The sequence below is a fragment of the Mesorhizobium sp. LNHC221B00 genome, assembly GCF_000502935.1.
Taxonomy (GTDB): domain Bacteria; phylum Pseudomonadota; class Alphaproteobacteria; order Rhizobiales; family Rhizobiaceae; genus Mesorhizobium; species Mesorhizobium opportunistum.
In genome coordinates, this window is record NZ_AYWR01000010.1 from 1 (window position 1) to 22,411 (window position 22,411).

A 22,411-nucleotide genomic window follows, 5' to 3' on the forward strand; every position below is an offset into this window, starting at 1 on the left:
AAAACACTGCTCGAGATGCGCTACGGCGCCGAACTCGCCGCGACGCGCGGGCATTAGAAGGTTCTTTAAATGGAAGTTCGCGTTGCCAATGTGCGCAAGGAATTCGAGCGGTTTCCCGCGCTCCACGACGTGTCGCTAGACATCAAGTCGGGCGAGTTGATCGCGTTGCTGGGGCCGTCCGGCTCCGGCAAGACGACGCTGCTCAGGCTGATNTCGGTGGTGTCGGGCCATATACGCGGCCTGACCAACACCATGCCGCTGCATGTCGAAATCCTCTACAACGAGTACAACGCCGTCGGCGCCTTCGCCGTCGCCTCGTTGCTGGCCGGGCTGGCGCTGGTCACGCTGGTCTTGAAAACACTGCTCGAGATGCGCTACGGCGCCGAACTCGCCGCGACGCGCGGGCACTGACAATGCATGTCGCCCAAAAGTGGAATCCGGTTTTGGGGCAACGACATGCATGAACCAAAAGGTATGTCGCCCAAAAGTGGGAATCGGTTTTGGGGCAACGACATGCATGAACCAAAAGATATGTCGCCCAAAAGTGGGAACNCAGCGCGTGGCGCTGGCGCGCGCCATGGCGATCGAACCCAAGGTGCTGCTGCTCGACGAGCCGTTCGGCGCGCTCGATGCGCAGGTGCGGCGTGAACTGCGCCGCTGGCTGCGCGAGATCCATGATGCCACCGGCCACACCACCGTCTTCGTCACCCACGACCAGGAAGAGGCGCTGGAGCTTGCCGACCGCGTCGTGGTGATGAGCCAGGGCCGCATCGAGCAGGTCGGCACCGCCGACGACATCTACGACACGCCGAACTCGCCCTTCGTCTACGGCTTCATCGGGGAATCGAGCTCGCTCCCCGTCAAGGTCGAGAACGGCGAGATCTGGCTCGCCGACCGCCCGATCGGGCTTGCCGCGCCCGGTGAGCCCTCTGGCGATGCGACGTTGTATTTCCGCCCGCACGATGTCGACCTGCTGGATGGCTGCAGCGGCTGCATCGCCGGCACGGTGACCGCCAGCCGCCGCGTCGCCGGCACACGGCGCGTCGAGCTCGAAATCGGCGGCGAACGCCAGCGGGTCGAGATCGAGCTGCCGGTCGACCACCCGGCGGCGCAGAAGAGCCGGGTGGTTTTCCGGCCGGGGCGTTGGAAGCTGTTCCCGGCGTCGACCGCGATCCAGAATCGCACGTTCGCGTTTGCGAGCGGCAGGAAACGGGTTTTGGAAAAGCCCGAGCGGCTAAAGCCCACCACGCGCGCCGCCTGAATTGGGCCGATCACAGCGTCGGCTTCAGGACCGACGCTTCTTCGTGTCTGGTGCCGGCGCCAGCATCGTGAAAGCGCGCCCGATCTCGTGATCGCCCTCAGCCACGATAGTCGCCGAGATCAGTACATGTTCTTTTTGCAGCAGGACCGAATGGGTCATTCTCCCGGCGGCCATCATTGTCGTCGAGTACCCGACAACGGACCAGCCTGAGGCAAGAAGACGACTAAGCTTGTCGTCCGGTTGCAGTTCTCCAACAGCCATAAGGTCCTCCCGCGAGACCGAGAATCTGGAGGTGTGCAGACGCTGCCACCCCTCGTTCCCGGTTCGAGGCCAATCCAACGTTATAATCGGGTCACCATTATGGTTGTTCAACCGACGGCACGGGCATCAGGGGGGGAGAAGCCGTTTGGAAGCTTCTCCTGTTCCCACCAGCGGGCTTACTCGGGCTTGTAGATCTGGTCGAATATACCACCGTCGCCGAAATGATAAGGCTGTGCCTTCTTCCAGCCGCCGAAAAGCGGATCGTCGATGGAGATCAGCTTGATATCGGGGGTCTTGGGCAGATCCGCCGGCGCCACCAGTTCGGGCTTGGCCGGGCGATAGTGGTTCTTGGCGATGATGGTCTGGCCTTCCTTGGAATAGAGCCAGCCGAGATAGGCTTCGGCGACCTTGCGCGTGCCCTTGGCATCGACATTGGCATCGACGATCGCCACCGGCGGCTCGGCCAGGATCGATGTCGGCGGATAGACGATCTCGAAATTGTCGGCGCCGAACNTTGGCGGGTGCTATGGTCATGTCGTCCTGATCTAAATCCTACTGGGCCGGCTTGTAGATCTGGTCGAATATACCACCGTCGCCGAAATGATAAGGCTGTGCCTTCTTCCAGCCGCCGAAAAGCGGATCGTCGATGGAGATCAGCTTGATAGCGGGGGTCTTCGACAGATCCGCCGGCGCCACCAGTTCGGGCTTGGCCGGGCGATAGTGGTTCTTGGCGATAATGGTCTGGCCTTCCTTGGAATAGAGCCAGCTCAGATAGGCTTCGGCGACCTTGCGCGTGCCCTTGGCATCGACATTGGCGTCGACGATCGCCACCGGCGGCTCGGCCAGGATCGATGTCGGCGGATAGACGATCTCGAAATTGTCGGCGCCGAACTCATCGAGCGCCAGATAGGCGTCGTTTTCCCAGCCGATCAGCACGTCGCCGATGCCCTTTTGCGCGAAGGTCACGGTCGAGCCGCGCGCGCCGGTGTCGAGCACGGGAGCATTGGCATAGAGCTTGCCGACGAATTCCTTGGTCTTGGCTTCGTCGCCGCCATCGTTGGCGTTGGCGTAAGCCCAGGCCGCCAGATAGTTCCAGCGGGCGCCGCCGGAGGTCTTGGGGTTGGGCGTGATCACCTGGGTGCCGTCCTTGACGAGGTCGTTCCAGTCGTGGATGCCCTTGGGATTGCCCTTGCGGACCAGGAAGATGATGGTCGAAGTGTAGGGCGCCGAATTGTTTTCGNTCGTGGATGCCCTTGGGATTGCCCTTGCGGACCAGGAAGATGATGGTCGAAGTGTAGGGCGCCGAATTGTTTTCGAATTTCTTGCGCCAGTCGGGATTGATCTTCTTCGACTTCGCGACGATGGCGTTGATGTCGCCCTCGAGCGCCAGCGTCACCACATCGGCCTCGAGGCCGTCGATCACGGCGCGCGCCTGGGCGCCCGATCCGCCATGCGACTGCTGGATGGTGACCGTCTCGCCGGTCTCGGCCTTCCAGTGCGCGACGAAGGCCTCGTCATAGGCCTTGTAGAGCTCGCGTGTCGGATCGTAGGACACGTTGAGAATGGTGGTGTCGGCAAACGCGAAACCGAGCGTGCCGAACTGGACAGATGCGGCGACCAGTACGCCGAGCAGTTTCTTGAAATGAGGTTTGGTCATTTCTGCCTCCGTTGAACCCGCGCCAAATCTACCGAATTGATAGAAATTAGATGCATTGAATGTTGCCTTTTTCGTCCTCCTGGAGAAAATATTAGATGAGATTTCGGGCTGCGGAGAAATTTCTTCCTCTCGACGCTCAAGGCCCTCTGATCCCCGCCATCCGGCTATCTAGAGATGCATGGTGGCTAGGCAAGAGCGCTTTGGACGATCCGGCAAGTTACCTGGCGCTGACCGGAAAATCGAAGCGCTGGATCGGGAATGGTTCATTCGCCAACGTAAAGTGCCACCATTCGCGGGCATAGTTCTTGAAGCCGCCGGCGCGCATGGCATCGACAAGCAATTTGCGGTTTGCCGCCGCTTCGCGGCCGAGCGGGCGGTGCGCCGTCTCGCTCAACGGATCGAAACAATCGAAGCCGGTGCCGAAATCGAGTGTAACCGAATCGATGGCGCCGCAGGCCGGTTTCGACGCGGACGGACCGTCGGCTCGCGCGATGGCGACATCGAGCGTCGAGCCACGCGAATGGCTGGACAGTTCACCGACATAGCCCTTGGCGATGAGGTCGCCGCGCTTGAGCTTCGGATACCATTGCGGGTCGGGCGGTCCGCCTTGCCTCGTCCATTCACCCATGTCGGCGACGGCGCGGGCAGGGCGGTAGCAGTCGAAGACGACCAGCGTCAGGCCCTTGGCGGCAATTGCCTTCTGGACGCCGGAGAGTGCGTTTGCTGCCTGTTCGGTCAGGATGCAGACGGGCGCTTCATAGCCGCTCGCCTTGCGGTGAAGGAAGTTCTCGTGGCCGGCGTAGCGGATGTCCTGGCCGATGGTGGGATCGACATCGGCGAGCCGGACGAAACCAGCGGGGAGGGGGCCGGCGTGTGCGGGGAGAGGGATTGTCGCGACGAGGATTGCTGCCAGCATTGAGGCTACTGGCAGTCGAGGCTTGGGCGAGGCGCCCCCCTCTGTCCTGCCGGACATCTCCCCCTCAAGTGGGGAGATTGGCAGCTTTGGCGTCTTGCTCAACCATCGATAATTGGCGAAAGCGGCAAGGACATCCAATCTCCCTCCTTGAGGGGGAGATGTCCGGCAGGACAGAGGGGGGCGCCTCGCGACTAACATCAGAAGGTGTATCTCGCTATTCGCTGAGTTTTCAGAAGACCAATTCTATGAATCGTTTGGCTCGGTCTATTCAACGAATACCTTCACACTCGCCGCCCGCCCCGCCGCGTCGATCACGGTCAGCGTCGAATAACCAGCGCCGTCCGGTTGCCAGGTCGCGGTGCGGCGGCGGTCGATGCCCACCAGGGGTTTGCCGTTGGCCAGCCAGCGGAACGGCGCGCGGCCGCCCTGCAGTTTCAGTACCAGCGGCGAGGCATCGGCCGAGTTGGTGCCGAGATCGACGCGCGCGCCATTCGGCGGGAAGATGATGGTCGGCGCTGGTTCGGTCGGTGCCGCCTGCACCAGGCCGTCCGCGCCGGCTCCGAAGCGGGCGAGCGTCACCGGCAGATCCTCGCGCTTGGGGCTGAAAACGCCCGGCGGCTTGCCCGGCAATGGCACCGTGGCAAGGCCCGAGCGGACAAAGCCTTCAAACAGGATGGGGGCCGCCGAGACGTAGCCGGAGAGGCCCGGTACCGCGCCGGCATCGGGCCGGCCGACCCAGACGCCCAGCACATAGCGGCCGTCGAAGCCCACCGACCAGGCGTCGCGGTAGCCGTAGGAGGTGCCGGTCTTGTAGGCGATGCCGCGCTGCAAGGCGCCCTCGGGCGGCTTGACGCCGGACAATATGTCGATGATCTGCCAGTTCGCCTGGTCGTTGAGGATGGTGGTGGTCGCGCTTTCGGCATTGGCCGGCTCGGTGCCGTCACGCAATGTGTGCGTCTTGCCGCCATTGGCGAGCCCCGTATAGAGCTGGACCAGATCGCGGAGCGTGACGCCAACGCCGCCGAGACCGATGGCCAGGCCCGGCGCCTGGTTGACCGGCAGAATGGGGTTCACGCCGGCCTGGCGGAAGCGCGCCGTCAGCCGCGCCGGCCCGACAGCATCGAGCACCCGGATCGCCGGCACGTTGAGCGACAGTTGCAGCGCCTGGCGGATGCTGACATCGCCCTGGTAGCCCATGTCGAAGTTCTTCGGCCGGTAGCCGCCGAAATCGACCGGGCTGTCCTCGATCAGCGTTTCCTGCGCCAGCAGCCCTTGCTCGAAGGCAAGGCCATAGATGAACGGCTTCAGCGTCGAACCGGGTGAGCGCACGACCTTGGTCATGTCGATCCAGCCGGAGCGGCTGGCGTCGAAGAAATTGGCCGAGCCGACTTCGCCCAGAATGTCGCCGGTGCGGGCATCGGCAAGCACCATGGCGACGGAGAGACGCGGGCCGAGCCTGGTGGCGGCATCCCTGGCCACCTGTTCCAGGCCTTCCTGCACGCTTTTGCGGATCGTCAGTTTCAGCGGCTGGCCGGGAACTGCCTTGGGCAGCAGCGCATAGGCGGCGTGCGCGGCGAGCGCCGGCAAGGTGCGGCGCAGGCCCGACACATCATCCAAAGCGGCGCGCGCGGCCTCGCGTTCACCGAGCAGCCCCGACGAGACCATGCGGGTCAGCACGCGGTCGCGGGCGGCGTGGGCAATCCCGAGGTTGCGGTCGGGGCGGCGCTTTTCCGGCAATTGCGGAAGGGCGACGAGCAGGGCGGCTTCGGAAACGGTGAGCCGCTTCGGCTCCTTGCCGAAATAGGCGAGCGAGGCGGCGCGCACCCCTTCGAGGTTGCCGCCATAGGGTGCCAGCGTCAGATAGCGTTCGAGGATCTCGCGCTTGGACAGCCGCCGCTCGATCTGGATGGCGCGCAGCATCTGCTTGATCTTGGAGCCGAGGCTGCGGCTTTCGCGCGGCTCGATCAGCCGGGCAAGCTGCATCGACAGCGTCGAGCCGCCGGAGACGATGTGGCCGCTGGTGGCGAACTGGCCGGCGGCGCGCGCCAGCGCCAGCACGTCGACGCCTTCATGGTCCCAGAAACGCTTGTCCTCATAGGTGACCAGCATATCGACGAACTGCTTGTCGACCTGGTCGAGCCGGGTTTCGAGCCGCCAGTAGCCGTCGGGCGTGGCGAAGGCACGCAGCAACTGGCCGTCGCGGTCCTGGACTTCCGTGGAGACCGTGAGTTCCGCCGGGAGCGGGGGCGGGAAGGCGCGGTCGAGTTCCCAAAGTGTGGCTGCGGCGAGAGCGAGGACGCCGGCGCAGGAAGCTGCGGTTATGGCGGTGCGGCGGACGAATTTTCTTGAGAGCATGGCGGTGTCCCTCATCCGCTTGCCGGCACGACGGCCCTTCGGGCGTTCGCCGTTCGAAAAGCCAAGCAATTGGCTTTTCGTCCGCTGCGCGGACCACGGCTCACCTCCCCGTATAGAGACGGGGAGAAGGAAGCCGTCATGAGCGCAATCGCCATTTTCATGATCGCCACCATCGGCGCCTTACGGCGCCTTGATCTCCATCATGCCGGTGGCGGTGCGGGCCGAATATTGCGGCCGGTACATGTCCTCCACCGTTGCGGCCGGATGGGCGTAGGTGCCCGGCGTCACGGCGCGCACGACATAGGCGAGCGTCAGATTGTGGTCGTGGTCGCCGTCGGCCGGATTGAACGCCGCGACGAAACGGTCGTCGCGGAATTCGAGGTGGGCGGCGTCGGTCTGGGCCAGCCAGGAGAAGTTCGACAATTGCGCGCTGGAGACCAGGCCGGGATTGTCGATCTCGAAGCCGGCCGGCAGAAGGTCGGTGACCAGCAGGCGCGACGGCCAGCTGTTCTGTTCGGTGACCTTGAGCACGACGACATAGCGTTCGTTCTGGGTGGCCTCGGTGACATTGGCTTCGGTGCCATCGAGTTTGTAGTAGGTGCGGCTGATGGTGAAGCCGTCGCCGCCGGCCGGCAGAGGCTCGATCGGCGACGCCACGGTGGTGACGACGGCCTGCAGCGGGGTCGCGCCGGTGTTGGCGATTTCGATCGGGCTGTCGGCCAGCTCGGAGCCGTTGACCTGGTTGGAGTAGCCGCCCGAATGCGGCGCGCCATTGACGGTCAGCGTGATCGAATCATTGCCCTCTTTCAGCGCGCGGGCCGCCAGCAGCATCCAGGAATCGTCCTGGGTGCTGGTCCAGCGGGCTTCGGCGCGTTCCCTGGTCACCAGCTTGACCAAGTCGGGCACGATCGTCGACACCGGCTTCGATTCCGCCGCCAGCGCCAGCATCGCCGCGCCGTCACGCAGCCGCGAGCCGTAGTCGGACCGGTAATAGTCGTAGTCCGTGCTCGACTTGGCAAGCTGCAGCGCGGTCTTGAACGTCGCTTCCGAGCGCTGGGTGTCGCCGTAGAGCGCCAGGCTCGCCGCCAGTTGGGCAACGGCCATCGGGCTCGTGAAGGCTTCGAGCTGGGTATCCGCGTAGTAGCGCAGGTCGCCGATCGAGGCTTTCTTGTTGCGGGCCAGCACGTAGAGCGCGTAGGCGATCTCGCTGCCGCGGTCCTGTACGCTCTGGTCGTAGCCGAGCGAGTTCTGCAGATTGCTCAGCGCCTGGTTCATGGCCAGCGCCGGCACGTCGTATTTCTGCTCGCGCGCCCTGGTCAGGAACTCGCTGACATAGGCGTCGAGCCACAGATCACCGGAGCCAGGACCCCAAAGGCCGAAGCTGCCGCTCGAGGACTGATAGCTCAGCACTTTGTAGATGGCGTCCTGGATGCGGCCATGCAGATCGGGGTCGCTTTGCATGCCGATGCCCGATGCCATGTCATTGACATAGAGAAGCGGCATGGCCCGGCTCGTCGTCTGCTCGGCGCAACCGTAGGGGTAGCGGTCGAGCGTCATCAACAGCGACGGCACGTCGAAGGCCGCGGCTTGAGAAACGCCGACGCTGACGGAAGCGCCGTCGAGCAGGCTTGCCGCCAACAGTTCCTTGTCGACGCGCAGCGCGCCGCCATTGCCCTTGAGGTCGACCACGAGGCGCGTGGTGACCGGCAATTGCGCCGGACGCACCGGCACGTAGAGCGTCTGCTCGACCTTGGTGCCGTCGGCATGGGCGAGCTTGATGGTGAGCGAGGCGTTGCCTGCCGTCTTTGCGATCAACGGCACGGTCAGCGTCTGGCGCTTGCCCTGGGCGAGCGTCAGCTTCTGGGGCAGGGGCTTGTCGCCGGTCGACAGGTCGCCTGTCGTGTCGATCGACAGCGCATAGTCACCAGCCGGGCCGTCGGTGTCGGCCACGTCGAGCCGCATGACGGCGTCATCGCCAGGCGCCAGGAAGCGCGGCAGGCCGGCGGTGATAACTATGGGATCGCGCACGATCACATCCGACTGGGCATGACCGACCGCATCCTTGGTCCAGGCGACGGCCATGACGCGCACGGTGCCGTTGAACTGCGGGATGTCGAAGTCGATCCGTGCCTTGCCGTCGGCGTCGAGCTCGACCGGGCCGGAGAAGAAGGCAACCAGCTTTTCAGTGGGCGGGCTGCCTTGCGCTTGCATGTTGGCGCCGTCACCGCCGGTCCTGAGCTTGCCGGTGGTGCCCAGCGAGCCGTCGATCAGGCGGCCGTAGATGTCACGGATTTCCATGCCCAGCATGCGCTGGCCGAAGAACCAGTTCTCGGGATCCGGCGCCTTGTAGTTGGTCAGGTTGAGGATGCCGACATCGACGGCGGCAATCATGACATAGGCATTGCTGCCCGGCTGCACGCCGGCCACGGAAACCGGAATCGACAGCTGCTGGCGCGGCATGGTCTTGTCCGGCGGCGTCAAGGTGATGGCGAGCTTCTTCGAGCCCGGATCGACCTTCAGCCATTTCACGCCGATGGCGCGGGCCGGCATGCGCGTTTCCTGCGCGTCGCCCGGCCGGAACAAGGTTGCCGTGACATAGGCGCCGGCGCCCCAGTCATCGCCGACCGGGATGTCGACGGTGCTGCCGCCGGCCGGCACGGTCGCCGTGATGGTCTTCAACAGCTTGTCCGAGCCGATGTTGATCAGGAGTTCGCCGGCAAAATGCGGCGAGATTTTCAGCTTGGCCACTTCGCCGGCGGCATAATTGTCCTTGTCGAGGGCGATTTCCAGGCCGTCGGGGGTTTCGGTGGTGGTCGAGGCGACATACCAGCCGGCGTCGAATTCGTAGCTGGTCGCCGGTCCCTCGGGATCCGAGGTCTCGACTTCGAGCCTGTATTGGCCCCAATCGACGGGCACGGAGACCGTGGCGTCGCCATCGGCGCCGAGGTCGACCTGGCCGTTGGCGATCGACTTGGTGAAGGTCACCGGCTCGTAGTTCCAAGAATTGTTGGAGCGGTACCACTGGTAATTGCGTTCGACCTTGACCAGCGTCCACTGCGCGCCTTTCAGCGCCTCGCGCTTGCCGTCCGGATCGACGGCGATCAGGCTGAACTTCGCCGTGCCGCCCTGCGGCACTTCACCATCGGCGAAGTCCGGCCGGATGCCGATCATATGGCCTTGCGGGCGGATGCCGATGTTGAGCGAGCGCTCGATGGCGCGGCCGCCGGTTTCGCGCATGCGCACCGTCACCTTGCCGTCGACCAGCTTGGTGGTCGAGGGCAACTGGTCGACGGAGACCGGGAAGGTCGCCTTGCCGTCATCGCCAACCACCGGCAGACCGGTGAGCGGCGTGACGGTGGGTTCGGCCGACTGTTCGTCGGCGAGGCCGAAGGCAAAGTTGGGGAAGCGGTCCCAGTCGCGGGACGTCGACAGCGTCAGTTCGCCTTCCAGCGCCAGCCCCGCCGCCGGCGCGCCATAGAGGAAGCGGCCGTCGATGTTGATGTTGGCGGTTTCGCCCTGCGCGATCTCCTGCTTGTCAGCCTTCATGTCGAATTCGATGCGGTCCGGCACGAAATCCTCGACCAGGAACATCTGGCTGGCAACGGCCGGCTGCTTGGGATCGGTGTAGATCGACACCGACCAGGTGCCGCGCATGGCGTTGGGCTCGAGCGGCAGGTCGACGGCATGGCCGCCGGCCGAGGCGCCGTCGCTGACGATGCGGCGGTCCTCGACCCCGTCGGGACGCGAGAAGATGAAGGTCAGCGGCAGGTTCTCGACCGCCTTGGCGGCGCCGTCGCGGGCAAGGGCGGCGACATGGACGTCCTCGCCGGCGCGGTAGATGCCGCGTTCGGTCCAGGCATAGACGTCGAGCGCGCCGGGCGCGGCGCGTCCGGTGACGCCGCGATCCGACAGGTCGAAACCGGCCTTGGACATGTCTAGGAAGACGAAGTCATTGTCGCCCTGCTTGGCCATCAGCACGGCCGGCACCATGCCGCCGTCGCCGCGGGTCAGGCCGGGGTTGAAGACGGCATGGCCGTCGGCATCGGATGTCGCGGTGCCAAGAACCTCGTTGTTGCGCGCAACCAGCGTCAGTTCGGCGCCTGCTATGGGCTTGGCGCTGCCCAGCGAACGGGCAAAGACATTGAGCCCGTCCTGGCCGGTATAGGTCGACAGGCCGATGTCGGAGACGACGAACCACTGCGTGGCCATCGAACCATAGTCGTCGCTCTTGTCGTTGACGGCCTGGGCGGTCAGCACATAGACGCCGGGCTTGCGCTGCGGCAGCGCCTCGTCGACCGGGAAGGAAGTGGTGACCTCCTTGTTGAGGTCGTTGGCGATGTCGAGCTGGCCTTGCCAGACCGGCGCGCCCATCTGCTCGGAAATGTTGGAGATGTCGTAGCCGTCGAGCTGGTGCAGGAACTGGTAGCCCGACAGAAGCTGCGCCAGCGACCGGTCGCCGATACGGTAGAGCTTCATCTCGGCGGCGTTCATGTTGACGGTGACCACCGGGATACCGCGGCGCGCGCCGGCCGGCAGCACGAAGCTGTCGCCAGTGAAGCGGGCGGACGGAGCGCGGTCCTGCACATAGATCGACAGCACCACGGGGGCGGCGGTCACTTCGCCTATCGCCGCCGGCAGGCCGGCGCGGAAGGTGACATCGTAGTGCTGGCCGTGTTCGAGGCCTTCGACGCAGATCTGCTTGTCCTTGGCCTCGACGCCCTTTGGCGGGGCGTTGTCGACGGTGACGAACTGCGCGTAGTCGACGCCGGTCTTGACCAGATCCTCGGAAAACTGAGCGCAGATGCGCGGCGCGCTGGTGTCGGCATCGACACTGTGGTCGACGACGCGGAAACCCTTGCGAGCCTTGAGGTCGGCATACTCCGCCTGGACCGCCGGCGATGCGACCAGCGCAAGACTGGCTTCATAGGCCTGCAGGGCGGGGCGGTAGAGATCGCGCTTGTCGAGGCCGTTGCCGAGCAGCGCCAGCGCGTCGGCGCGCGTCTTGGTGGTGCGCAAGAGCTTATAGGCGTTGAAAGCAGCCGAAGTGCCGTTCATGGGCAAGGTGGAGACTTCCGCGGTGCTGGCCGTGGGCTGCACGGCCAGGGTTTCGCGCGCCAGGTTGAGCCAGAGCTGGCCATCGTCGGGCATCACCGAGACGGCGGCCTCGTATTTCTGCATGGCCGAGCGATGGTCGCCGTTCTGTACGGCCTGTTCGGCGGCCTTCGTCAGTGCCGCCATGCCCTCGGTCGGCTTGTCATAGGCTGGGCCGAGCAGCTTGTTGCGGTATTGCTGGGCCTGGTCGGCCATCCAGTTGGGGAAGAAGGCGAGTTCCGGCGGCGCGCCGATATCGGGGTCGCCGTCGATGTTGACGACCTTGCCGGCGACCGCGCCGCTGAACGGCTTCATCTGGTTGTAGTCGGATTTGAGAAAGCACCATTTGGCCTTGGTGTTGTAGGTGAAGGCGCGGCAGGCCGGATCGCCAAGGCACGTCGTCTTGCATTGGTCGAGGGTGACATTCTGGTCGGACCTGAGGTCGAAACCGAAATAATCGGAATTGTCGGTCGTTGCGATTCTGCGCGCTTCGGCCGCTTGCGCGGGGTCGTTCCAGACTAGGGCATTGCCCCATGCAAAGAAGAGAAGCAGAAGAATCGACAGACCACGAGCCGCGCGCATTGCCATAACACCCCTCCAGACAATTGCAGACGTCCGGGCATGTTCAAGCTTCAGTCAGGCTTGTCAACGCGCGGACGCGGCAGGTTCCGCCTGCCAACGGTTTATTTTCCGGCCAAGGACCGGTATGCGGGACAGTAATCTCCATAGGACAGGGGATCACGCATTCTTGCGGAAACGCAGAAGGTGTGAATTCCAAGCCCGTCCTATTTCAGACAATTGGATTGTGGCCCCTTTACGAGCGCTTCAGAACTTCATTCCAATTTTAGTTTTGTGAACTAGGGTGTTTTAATGCCGGCGCATGAAAGGCAGATGTCAGGAAGGATCGCGCCAGGGCGCGTGCTTCCGCGCGCCCTGCTTTTCGCCATGATGTGCTCGACCGCGCTGGTCGCCGAATCAAGATCCGCGGCTGCGTTCGAGCTTTTCGGCATCAAACTGTGGGGTTCCTCCAACGACGAGGACGCCGATATCGTCGATCCGCTGCGCTACGCCGTGACCATCTCCGCCCCCGATGCCGACAAGGATCTCGTCAAGAAGCTCGAAAACGCCTCGGCGCTGAAAAGCGACGAGGATCGGCCGGTCTCGGGCTCGCTCGGGCTGATGGCCAAGGCGCGCAGCGACCGCGAACAGCTTGTCGCCGCGCTTTATGCCGATGCCCGCTACGAAGGCGTGGTCACAATCACCATCGACGGCAAGCCGCTCGACGAATTGCCGCCGGACGCCGAATTCAAGGGCCCGCAGCCCATTCCGGTGGTCGTCAACATCGCCGCCGGCCCCAAATTCACCCTTGGCACGATCAGGCTTGAAGGCGACGCGGCGGGTCTGATGAGCGCCGATTACGGCCTGATCGCGGGTGGCGACGCCGGGTCCGGTGCGGTGCTGAAGGCCGAGGCGCTGATCGTGCGGACGCTGAAGGAGCAGGGCAGGCCACTGGCCACGGTGACCGACCGGCAGATCGTCGCCGACCATGCCACCTCGACGCTCGACGTGACGCTGACCGTTGCCGCCGGACCGGTCGCCGGCTATGGCGCGACCACGGTTGAAGGCACCGAGAAGGTCGACCGCGACTTCACCGAATACATGACCGGGCTGAAGCGCGGCAAGCAGTACTCGCCGCAGGAGATCAGCGACGCGCGCGACAGGCTGCTGGCGCTCGAGGTCTTCAACAGCGTGACGTTCAAGGAAGCCGACAAGCTCGACGCCGACGGCAACATTCCGATCGGCGTCCAGGTCAGCGAGCGCAAACCGCGTTATTTCGGCCTTGGCGGCACCTTCTCCAACACCGAGGGGCTGGGCCTGGAAGGTTATTGGGGGCATCGCAACCTGTTTGGTCACGCCGAGAAGCTGCGCATCGACGGCGCCATCAGCGGCATCGGCAGCAACGATCTGTCCGAGCTGAACTACAATGCCGGCATCATGTTCGAGAAACCCGGCGTGATCGGCCCGGCGTCGAAATTCTTCGCCGGTATCAAGACGGTGCTCGAACATCCCGACGCCTACGACCATTTCTCGATCAAGGGCAGCACCGGCCTGTCCTACGAGCTGACCAAGAAGCAGACGGTGTCGGCCGAGTTCGCGCTCGACTACTCACGCATCCACGATGCCTTCGGCAAGCACAAATACCTGATCGCCAGCATCCCGCTGCAATATGTCTACGACAACAGGGACAATCGGTTGAACCCGACCAGGGGCTTCCGGGTGCTGGCCTATGCCGAGCCGAGCTACGATATTCTGAGCGGTGCCGCCTTCCTCAAGCTCAAGGGCGAGGGATCGGCCTATCAGTCGCTGGATACGGCTTCGAAATTCGTTTTGGCCGAACGCGTCGCGATCGGCTCGATCGTCGGCACCAGCCTGCAGAACGTCCCGGCCGACCGGCGCTTCTATTCCGGCGGTGGCGGCTCGGTGCGCGGTTATGCCTATCAGGGCATCGGCCCCAAGGACTTCACCGGCCAGCCGATCGGCGGCCTGTCCTTCTTCGAAACCTCGGTGGAGATGCGCATCGCCATCACCGACACGATCGGCATCGTGCCGTTCGTCGATGCCGGCACGGTATCGGAGAAGTCGGTTCCCAACTTCTCCGACGTCAAGGTCGGCGCCGGCGTTGGCCTTCGATACGTGACGCCGTTCGGGCCGCTGCGCATCGACGCGGCCGTGCCGCTCAACCGTGACCCCGGCGATCCGCGTTTCGGCATCTATGCCGGCATTGGCCAGGCGTTTTGACATGAAGACGGTCTGGCGCATCCTTCGCATTGTCCTCTACACGCTGCTGATCGTGGTTGCGGGCGCAATCGGTGCGCTTGTCGTGCTGACCAAGACCGAGCGCGGCCGGGACAATCTCGCCGGCATCATTTCGCGGCTCGCCTCGAGCGACGAGCGCAAGGTCACCGTCAGCGGCATCGACGGCATCTGGTCGGGCGACCTCAGCGTCGACCATGTCGTGCTGGAAGACCGCAATGGCGCCTGGCTGGTGGCGCGCAAGGTGGCCGTCGACTGGTCGCCGACGGCGCTTTTGTCGAAAAGCTTCAGCGCCGAGCGCATCGCGGCCGAGCGCATCGAACTGGCGCGCCTGCCGGTGGCCGGCACGCAACAACAGCCGGCGCCGAGCGGCACGACGACGCTGCCGGTGTCCATCGACATCAAGCAGATCGACCTGCCGGAAATCGCGCTCGGCGAGCAACTGGCCGGCAGCGGCATCGCCGAGCTTGCGGCCAAGGGGTCGGTCAAGGCCGATGCCGCGCCGCTGGCGGTCGACACGGTGCTCAACGTCACCCGCCATGACGGCAAGCAAGGCAGTGTCGATGTTAAAGTCCATTTCGCTCCGGCCGACAACAAGCTCGACCTCGACCTCAAGGCATCGGAGCCGGCCGGCGGCATCATCGCCAACCTGCTCAACCTGCCGGATGCGCCGCCGGTCGATATCGTCGTTTCGGGCACGGGGCCGCTGGCCAACTGGAGCGGTGTCGGCACCTTCCTCGTCGATCATCAGATCGTCACCCAACTCACCGGCCGCCATCAGCTGACCGACAAGGGCCACCACCTCGAAGCCAAGGGTGACGGTGACTTCGCTTCCTTCCTGCCGGAAAACCTGAAGCCGCTGTTTGCCGGCAAGACCAGCTTCGACGTGGCGGGCACCGCCACTTCGGCCGGCGGTCTCAGTGTCGACCGGGCCAATATCGAGAGCGACGCCGTGCACGGCACCGCGACCGGCATCGTCGATCCCGCCGGGGCCAGCGATCTCGCGGTCGAACTCGCCGCCAAGGGGCCGCCCGTGGTGGTCAGCGTCGGCAGCAAGGCGCAACCGATTACACTGGCGATCAAGAATGCCACCGCCAGGGCGTTTGGCGACGGCAAGGCGCCGATCGTCGACATCGGCGCCTCCTTCGTTTCGATCGTCGTCGGCGGCACGCGGCTGGACGATCTGGCGGCGCAGGTACATTCCGACGGTTTCGACATCCAGAACCGCGCCGGGCCGGTCACGGTCAGACTGGAGGCGGGCGGCTTGAAAACCGACGTCGCGACCTTGGCGCCGTTGATCACCGGGAAGGTCAATGTCGACCTGGCCGGGTCGGTCAGCAAGGACGCCATTGCCATCGATCAGGGCACATTGCGCTCCGATGCTGTCAACGCGTCGCTGACGGCCACGGTAGCGCTCGCCGATCTGTCGATGCAGCTCAAGATGAATGCCGATGCGGTGGCGACAGCCTTCCCGCCTCAGATCGCCTCGGTGCTCGGTGGACGCGTGAAGTTCTCGGCCGCNATGCGGTGGCGACAGCCTTCCCGCCTCAGATCGCCTCGGTGCTCGGTGGACGCGTGAAGTTCTCGGCCGCCGCGACGCGCGATCCGCAAGGGGCGTTCGCCGCCAATTCGATCTCGCTCACGTCCGGCTCGCTCAGCGCCAGCGGCACTGCAAGCATGCAAGGCACCGACATCCAGGCCGATATCAAGGGCAAACTGGGCGACGTTTCGGTGCTGTCGCCGACGGTCGGCGTTCCTGTCGCTGGCGGCGTTGGTTTCGCGCTGTCGGCAAGCGGCGCCCTGACAGCGCCGGATTTCACCGTCTCCGCCGACAGCGACAGCCTGACGGCCTCCGGCCGCACTGTGAAGACGATCAAGCTGACGGCGAGCGGCAAGGCCGACATCGCAAACCCGTCCGCCGATATCTCGCTGACCGGCGCCGTCAACGACCAGCCTCTCGACGTCAAGGCGTCACTGGTGACGAGCGAGGGCAAGCGTTCGATCAACGGCTTCCTGGTTTCGCTGGGCGACAACAAGGTCTCGGGCGACCTGGCGCTCGATGACAAGTTCATGCCCCTGGGCACGCTGACGCTCGCCGCGCCGGCAATCGACCAACTGGCGGCACTCGCCGGGCAAGCGGTAACCGGCGACATCAACGGCACCATCAACCTCGCCAAGGCGGGCGACGTGCCGTCCGTCGCGATCGACGCGAAGAGCACGTCGATCGCGCGAGGCGAGGTGACGGCCAAGGCGATCACCGTCAACGCGCTGGTCGCCAACTACCTCAAGGCGCCGGCGATCTCGGGTACTATAAAGACCAAGGTGGTGACTTCGGGAGCCACCGAAATCAGCGGCATCGGCGTCGACCTGAAGCGTGACGGCGACTGGACCAATTTCACCGGCGGCGCGACGATAGCAGGCATCCCGGCGACCGCGGCAGGACGGGTCAAGATCGCCGAGGGTACCACGACCGTCGAGGTCGCCTCGGGCGAGGCCACGGTGCGTGGCATCAAGGCGGCCATCGCCCAGGCCTCGGCGCTGACCATCGCCAATGGCACGGCCAGCATCGAAAGACTGGCGCTCGATATCGGCGGCGGCTCGGTGACGCTGTCGGGCAGCGCCGGCCAGACGCTCGATCTCACAACGCAATTCTCCGCGCTGCCTGCCGCCCTTGCCAATGATTTTGCGCCCGGGCTCGATGCCGTGGGTACGCTCGGCGGTACAGCGCAGGTGACCGGAACGCCGGCTGCTCCAGAGGTCCACTTCGACGCGCAGCTTGCCGGCGTCGAGACCAGCCAGACCCGCCAGGCCGGGCTCGGACCGCTCGCTGTCGATGCAGCGGGCGCCTACACCATGGCCGGTGGCGTCGCCCTCGATCATGCCACGCTTTCCGGCGACAAGATTTCCGGCACGGCCTCCGGCACCATCAATCCGAACGGCGCCAGCGATTTCGCGCTTGATCTTACTTCATCTGGCCCCAGCCTGCCGCTGACGGTCGGCAGCACCGAAAGCCCGGTCAGGATCGAGGTCCGGTCTTTGTCAGCGAAAGTGGCGGGGGAAAGCACGAAAGCCCGCCTCGACGTGTCCGCGATCGTCCCTTCGATCGCCACCAGCCCGACGAAGGTGGACGGTCTTGTGCTGGCGCTGCACTCGGACGCTTTCGATCTCAAGAACCGCGCCGGACCGGTTTCCGGCACGGTGTCGGTGGACAAGGTCGGGCTCGACAATCCCATGATCGCACCGCTGATCGCCGGCAAGATCACGGCCGCCCTCAGTGCCCGGCTGACATCGGATGCCGTCGCCATCGACAGCGGTTCGCTCAAGAGCGATGCGCTCAACAGCCAGGTCGCCGGCCAGGTATCGCTGCGTGACGGCGCCATCGACCTCAAGCTGAATGCGGACGCCCCGTCATCGGCCTTGCCCGCTGCGGTGCGCGGCATGCTTGGCGAACGTGCGCAAATCAGCGCCACGCTGAAACGCGACCCCAACGGCAGCATAAACATCGATGCGTTGAAGCTGACCTCTGGCGCGCTCACCGCCGGCGGGCAGGCGAGCCTTGCCGACAACAAGGTGGCGGCCGACATCAAGGGCGCGCTGAGCGACATCTCGCGGCTGTCGAAGGATGCCAGGGGCGCCATCGCCTTCGGGCTGAGCGCCCAGGGGCCGGCCACCGCACCCGACCTGTCACTGACCGTCGATAGCGACAGGCTGTCGGTGGCGGCGCGCGAGATCACCGGGCTGAGGCTCACGGCCACCGGCAAGGCGGATGCCGCCAATCCGGCGGCGAACGTGCAGTTGACCGGCAATGTCGCGGGTCAGGCCCTGCAAGGCAGTGCGGTGCTGGCGACGGCGGACGGCAAGAGCGCCATCAACGGCCTGCTCCTGTCGCTGGGCAAGAACAAGATTTCCGGCGACCTGGCGCTGGACGACAAGTTCGTCCCTGAAGGCACTATCACGCTCGACCTGCCCGATATCGGCCCGCTCGCCGCGCTCGCGCTGGAAAAGGCGGAAGGCGATGTGCGGGGCACAATCGCCTTCTCGAAGAACGGCGCAGCGCCCCAGGTCGCCGTCAAGGCGACGACCGCCTCGATCACGCGCGGCGATCTCCAGGCGAAAGCCGTTTCCATCGATGCGCTGATCGCCAACTATCTCGCCGCTCCGGTGATCTCAGGCAAGATTCGCGCTGACACCGTCACCTCGGGCGGCACCGTCATCAGCGGCATCGATGTCGATTTGAAGCGCGACGGCGACTGGACCGGCTTTTCCGGCGGCGCCACGGTGAAGGGCATTCCGGCCAAGGCCGCCGGCCGGGTGAAAGTGGCGAATGGCACGACGACCATCGAACTCGCTTCCGGCCAGGCGACCGTGCAGGGCATCAAGGCAGCCATCGCCCAGGCCTCGACGGTCAGTATCGCCAATGGCACGACGACGCTGGACCGGCTGGTGCTCAACCTCGGCGGCGGCACGGCAACGGTGACCGGCAAGGTTGGGCAGGCGCTCGACATCAACGCGGCGCTGGCGCGGGTGCCGATGTCGCTCGCCAACAGTTTCTCGCCCGGGCTCGATGCCGCCGGGTCGATTTCGGGCACGGTCAAGGTGACCGGTGCCCCAGCCAGCCCGGCTGTCGCCTTCAACATCGACGCGGCCGGCGTGCAGACGTCGCAGACCCGCGGCGCGGGTGTTGGTGCGGTGAGCGTTTCATCGTCCGGCACCTTTGCCGGCAACAAGCTGACCTTCAATGCCAATGTCAGCGACGGCGCCGGGCTTGGCCTCAAGGGTGGCGGCACGGTGACGACGGCGGGCACGCCGGCGCTGGCGCTCGATTTCAATGGCGGCGTGCCGTTCGGCATCCTCAGCCAGAAGCTTGCCGCGCAAGGCCTGTCGCTGACGGGAACCGCCAACGTCAAAGTCCAGGTGCGCGGCCCGGCGACATCGCCTGTCATCAGTGGCAGCGTCAGCACCTCCGGCGCGCGGCTGGTCGATGCGCGCTCGGGCCTTGCCGTCAACGATATTGCGGCCGACATCTCGATCGGCGGCGGCCTCGCCAGGATCAACCGGCTGACCGGAACGCTGTCGACGCGTGGCAGCCTTTCGGCCAGCGGCACGGTCGGCATCAATCCGGCGCAGGGCTTTCCGGCCGACCTGTCGATCAAACTCACCGACGGCCGCTACACGGACGGGCGCGTGGTGACCGCCAATCTGGGCGGCGACCTGACGATCAAGGGGCCGCTCGTTTCCGCTCCGGCGATCGCCGGCACCGTCAACCTCGCCAAGACCGTCATCACGGTTCCGGATAAATTGCCGGGCTCGCTCGCAGCGCTCGATGTCAAGCACAAGAACGCCCCCGGTGCGGTGCGGGCGCAGGACAAGGCGCTGCGCCCGGCGACGACCAGCGGCAAGAGCGGCGGCAGCGGCCTCGCGCTGGACGTCACCGTCAGCGCGCCAAACCAGATCTTCATCCAGGGCAGGGGCGTCGATGCCGAACTCGGCGGCTCGCTCAAGCTCACCGGCCCGGCCTCGTCGCCGCAAGCGATCGGCACCTTCACCCTGCAGCGCGGGCGGCTTTCGATCCTCGGCAAGCGACTGACCTTCACCGAAGGCACGGTCGGCTTTTCCGGCTCGCTGGTGCCCTATCTCAACCTGACCGCGACAACGACCACGACCGGCGCAACCGTCACCATCGTGGTGTCGGGCGAGGCGACCAATCCGAAATTCACCTTCTCCTCGGTGCCGGCGCTGCCCGAGGACGAGGTGCTGGCGCAACTGATCTTCGGTCGCTCGATGTCGAACCTGTCGCCGCTGCAGATCGCGCAGCTGGCTGAAGCGGCGGGGCAACTGGCCGGCGTCGGCGGCTCGACGTCATTGCTTGAAAACCTGCGCAGCGCCATTGGCGTCGATGATCTCGACGTCACCACCGACGACAAGGGCGGCACCGCTGTCTCCGCAGGCAAGTACCTGAACGACCGCACCTATGTGACGATCCAGAAGGGCGACAAGCCAGGTTCGGGCAAGGCGACCATCGACCTCAATGTCGGTCGCGGCGTCAAATTGCGCGGCGAGGCGACGGACGCCGGCGAAGCCAAGGGCGGCATCTTCTATGAGAAGGAATACTGACGGTCTGGCCCTTCACCGTGGCCAGGACTGGCGCTGTCAGAAGCGAGGCAAATGTCTCAGTCTAATCGCCCGAAGAGATTTTGGCGGAATCTGGGCGCACTAGCAATTTTGCGTCAAGACTGTCGCTATCGCGCGTACCGCTCTCTTTTCAAAGTTGCACATTCGCTAACATGTTCCCAATCCAAGCCGTCTTTGACATCATGGCCTGGATGCGGAATGTTAATCGGCGGAAAGCCAACAATGGGAGTTAGTCATGACAATCTATAAGAGTAATGGCGACAGCGTGCCGGATCACATCCTGGCCATGGCCAAGGAAGCCAAGGCAGGAACGGTGGATCGCCGCGAATTCCTGGCGCTTGCCAGCGTCTTCGGCGCGTCGACGGCCATGGCTTACGGCCTGCTCGGCCTTGCCGCTCCGACCCCGGCCAAGGCCGAGGACGTGCAGGGCAAGAAGGGCGGCGTGCTGAAAGTCGCCATGTCGGTCAAGGATCCCAAGGATCCGCGCACCGCCGACTGGTCTGAGATTTCCAACGCGGAACGCCAGGCGCTCGAGCCGCTGGTGAAATACACGAAGGAATACACCTTCGCGCCGTATCTGCTGGCGAGCTGGGACATCAATGACGACGCCACCGAATACACGCTGCATGTGCGGCCTGGTGTCGAGTGGAACAACGGCGACAAGTTCACCGCCGACGACGTGATCTACAACTTCACCCGCTGGGCCGACAAGTCGGCGGAAGGCAACTCGATGCCGGGACGCCTTGGCAGTCTCGTCGACGACACGACCAAGAAGCTGCGCGAAGGTTCGGTCGTCAAGGTCGACGACATGACGGTCAAGCTCAAGCTGACCAAGCCCGATATCGCCATCATCCCGAACCTGTGCGATTATCCCGGCCTCATCGTGCACAAGACCTTCGACGAAAAGGGCGCGAACTTCAAGAACTGCCCGATCGGCACCGGCCCGTTCGAACTCGTTTCCTACGATGTCGGCCAGAAGGTCGTCTACAAGCGCCGCACGACCGGCAAGTGGTGGCAGGGCGAGGCCTTCCTCGATGGCGTCGAGTTCATCGACTATGGCACGGATCCGGCTGCTACGGTTTCGGCGTTCGAGTCGGGCGAAGTGCAGACCAACCATGAGACGACCGCCGACTACGTCAAGATTATCTCGGACGTCGGCGCGCCGGCTTCGGAAGTGGTGACCGCGGCGACCGTGGTCTCGCGCTTCAACGTCAATGCCAAGCCGTACGGCGACCAGAAGGTGCGCCAGGCGATGTGCCTGGCCGTCGACAATTCGGTGGTGCTCCAGCTCGGCTACGGCAATGCCGGCACGCCGGCGGAAAACCACCATGTCGCACCAATCCATCCGGAATATGTCGAGCTGCCCAAGATCCCGCGCGACATGGCCAAGGCCAAGCAGATGCTGACCGAAGCCGGCGTGATCGATTTCGAGCACGAGCTGATCAGCAACGACGAGGACTACCACAAGAACACCACGGACGCGATCGCGGCCCAGCTGCGCGAGGCCGGCATCAAGGTGAAGCGCACCGTGCTGCCGAGCTCGACCTTCTGGAACGACTGGACGAAGTACCCCTTCTCGGAAACCAACTGGAACATGCGTCCGCTTGGCATCCAGGTCATCGCCATCGCCTACCGCTCGGGCGAAGCCTGGAACGAGACGGCCTATGCCAATCCGGACTTCGACAAGAAGGTCAACGAGGCGCTCGGGATCGCCGATGCGGAGAAGCGCAAGGTGGTGATGAAGGAAATCGAGACGATGCTGCAGGAATCCGGCATCATCATCCAGCCTTACTGGCGCAAGCTCTACATCAACATCAAGCCCGAGGTGAAGAACCACTCGATGCACCCCACCTACGAGCACGATTTCGGCAAGGTCTGGCTCGATCAGGCGTGACCCACAGCTTGACGAATGCGAAGGGCGCAC

7 protein-coding genes and 5 pseudogenes are annotated in these 22,411 nt (G+C 64.7%); 6 read left to right on the forward strand and 6 right to left on the reverse strand.

Annotated elements, in window-relative coordinates; all coding sequences use genetic code 11:
* Nucleotides 1–69: 69 nt before the first annotated feature.
* The 3 pseudogenes from X741_RS1000000170355 to X741_RS01000000166540 all read left to right on the forward strand — a co-directional run.
* Nucleotides 70–216 (forward strand): annotated as a pseudogene (locus X741_RS1000000170355) (ATP-binding cassette domain-containing protein); the annotation flags it as partial.
* A pseudogene (gene cysW / locus X741_RS1000000170360) lies at nucleotides 214–411 on the forward strand (sulfate/thiosulfate ABC transporter permease CysW); the annotation flags it as partial. The pseudogenes X741_RS1000000170355 and cysW, both read left to right, overlap by 3 nt.
* Before the next feature lie 142 nt (nucleotides 412–553).
* A pseudogene (locus tag X741_RS01000000166540) lies at nucleotides 554–1,261 on the forward strand (TOBE-like domain-containing protein); the annotation flags it as partial.
* A gap of 24 nt (nucleotides 1,262–1,285) precedes the next feature.
* Here the strand turns inward: X741_RS01000000166540 and X741_RS152610 are convergent.
* The 6 genes and pseudogenes from X741_RS152610 to X741_RS152590 all read right to left on the reverse strand — a co-directional run bounded on the left by X741_RS152610 (nucleotide 1,286) and on the right by X741_RS152590 (nucleotide 12,129).
* Nucleotides 1,286–1,522, reverse strand: coding sequence for a hypothetical protein (locus tag X741_RS152610; protein WP_023765213.1), 237 nt, complete (start codon nucleotides 1,520–1,522; stop codon nucleotides 1,286–1,288).
* Nucleotides 1,523–1,698: 176 nt separating this feature from the next.
* Nucleotides 1,699–2,034 (reverse strand): annotated as a pseudogene (locus tag X741_RS152605) (substrate-binding domain-containing protein); the annotation flags it as partial.
* Nucleotides 2,035–2,074: 40 nt separating this feature from the next.
* A pseudogene (locus tag X741_RS01000000166545) lies at nucleotides 2,075–3,179 on the reverse strand (sulfate ABC transporter substrate-binding protein).
* Nucleotides 3,180–3,396: 217 nt separating this feature from the next.
* Entirely contained in the window at nucleotides 3,397–4,095 is a 699-nt protein-coding gene (locus X741_RS152600; RefSeq protein ID WP_031250044.1) for a M15 family metallopeptidase, read from the reverse strand.
* 264 nt (nucleotides 4,096–4,359) lie between these two features.
* Nucleotides 4,360–6,450: a penicillin-binding protein 1C gene (pbpC, locus tag X741_RS152595; RefSeq protein WP_023777974.1), complete on the reverse strand. Its 2,091-nt coding sequence runs from the start codon at nucleotides 6,448–6,450 to the stop codon at nucleotides 4,360–4,362.
* Between the two features lie 180 nt (nucleotides 6,451–6,630).
* Nucleotides 6,631–12,129, reverse strand: a complete 5,499-nt coding sequence (locus tag X741_RS152590) for an alpha-2-macroglobulin family protein (RefSeq protein WP_023777975.1) — start codon at nucleotides 12,127–12,129, stop codon at nucleotides 6,631–6,633.
* Between the two features lie 282 nt (nucleotides 12,130–12,411).
* Here X741_RS152590 and X741_RS152585 point away from each other — a divergent pair, with 282 nt between their 5' ends.
* The 3 genes from X741_RS152585 (at nucleotide 12,412) to X741_RS152580 (ending at nucleotide 22,381) form a co-directional block, all read left to right on the forward strand.
* Nucleotides 12,412–14,340 carry an autotransporter assembly complex family protein gene (locus tag X741_RS152585; RefSeq protein WP_023777976.1) on the forward strand — a complete coding sequence of 643 codons (1,929 nt, stop codon included), beginning with the start codon at nucleotides 12,412–12,414 and terminating at the stop codon, nucleotides 14,338–14,340.
* Between the two features lie 1,542 nt (nucleotides 14,341–15,882).
* Nucleotides 15,883–20,469, forward strand: a complete 4,587-nt coding sequence (locus X741_RS01000000166550) for a translocation/assembly module TamB domain-containing protein (protein ID WP_245272701.1) — start codon at nucleotides 15,883–15,885, stop codon at nucleotides 20,467–20,469.
* A 253-nt stretch (nucleotides 20,470–20,722) separates the two neighbouring features.
* The gene (locus X741_RS152580; protein ID WP_023777977.1) at nucleotides 20,723–22,381 is read left to right on the forward strand and encodes an ABC transporter substrate-binding protein; all 1,659 of its coding nucleotides are present in this window, start codon (nucleotides 20,723–20,725) and stop codon (nucleotides 22,379–22,381) included.
* Nucleotides 22,382–22,411 lie beyond the last annotated feature (30 nt).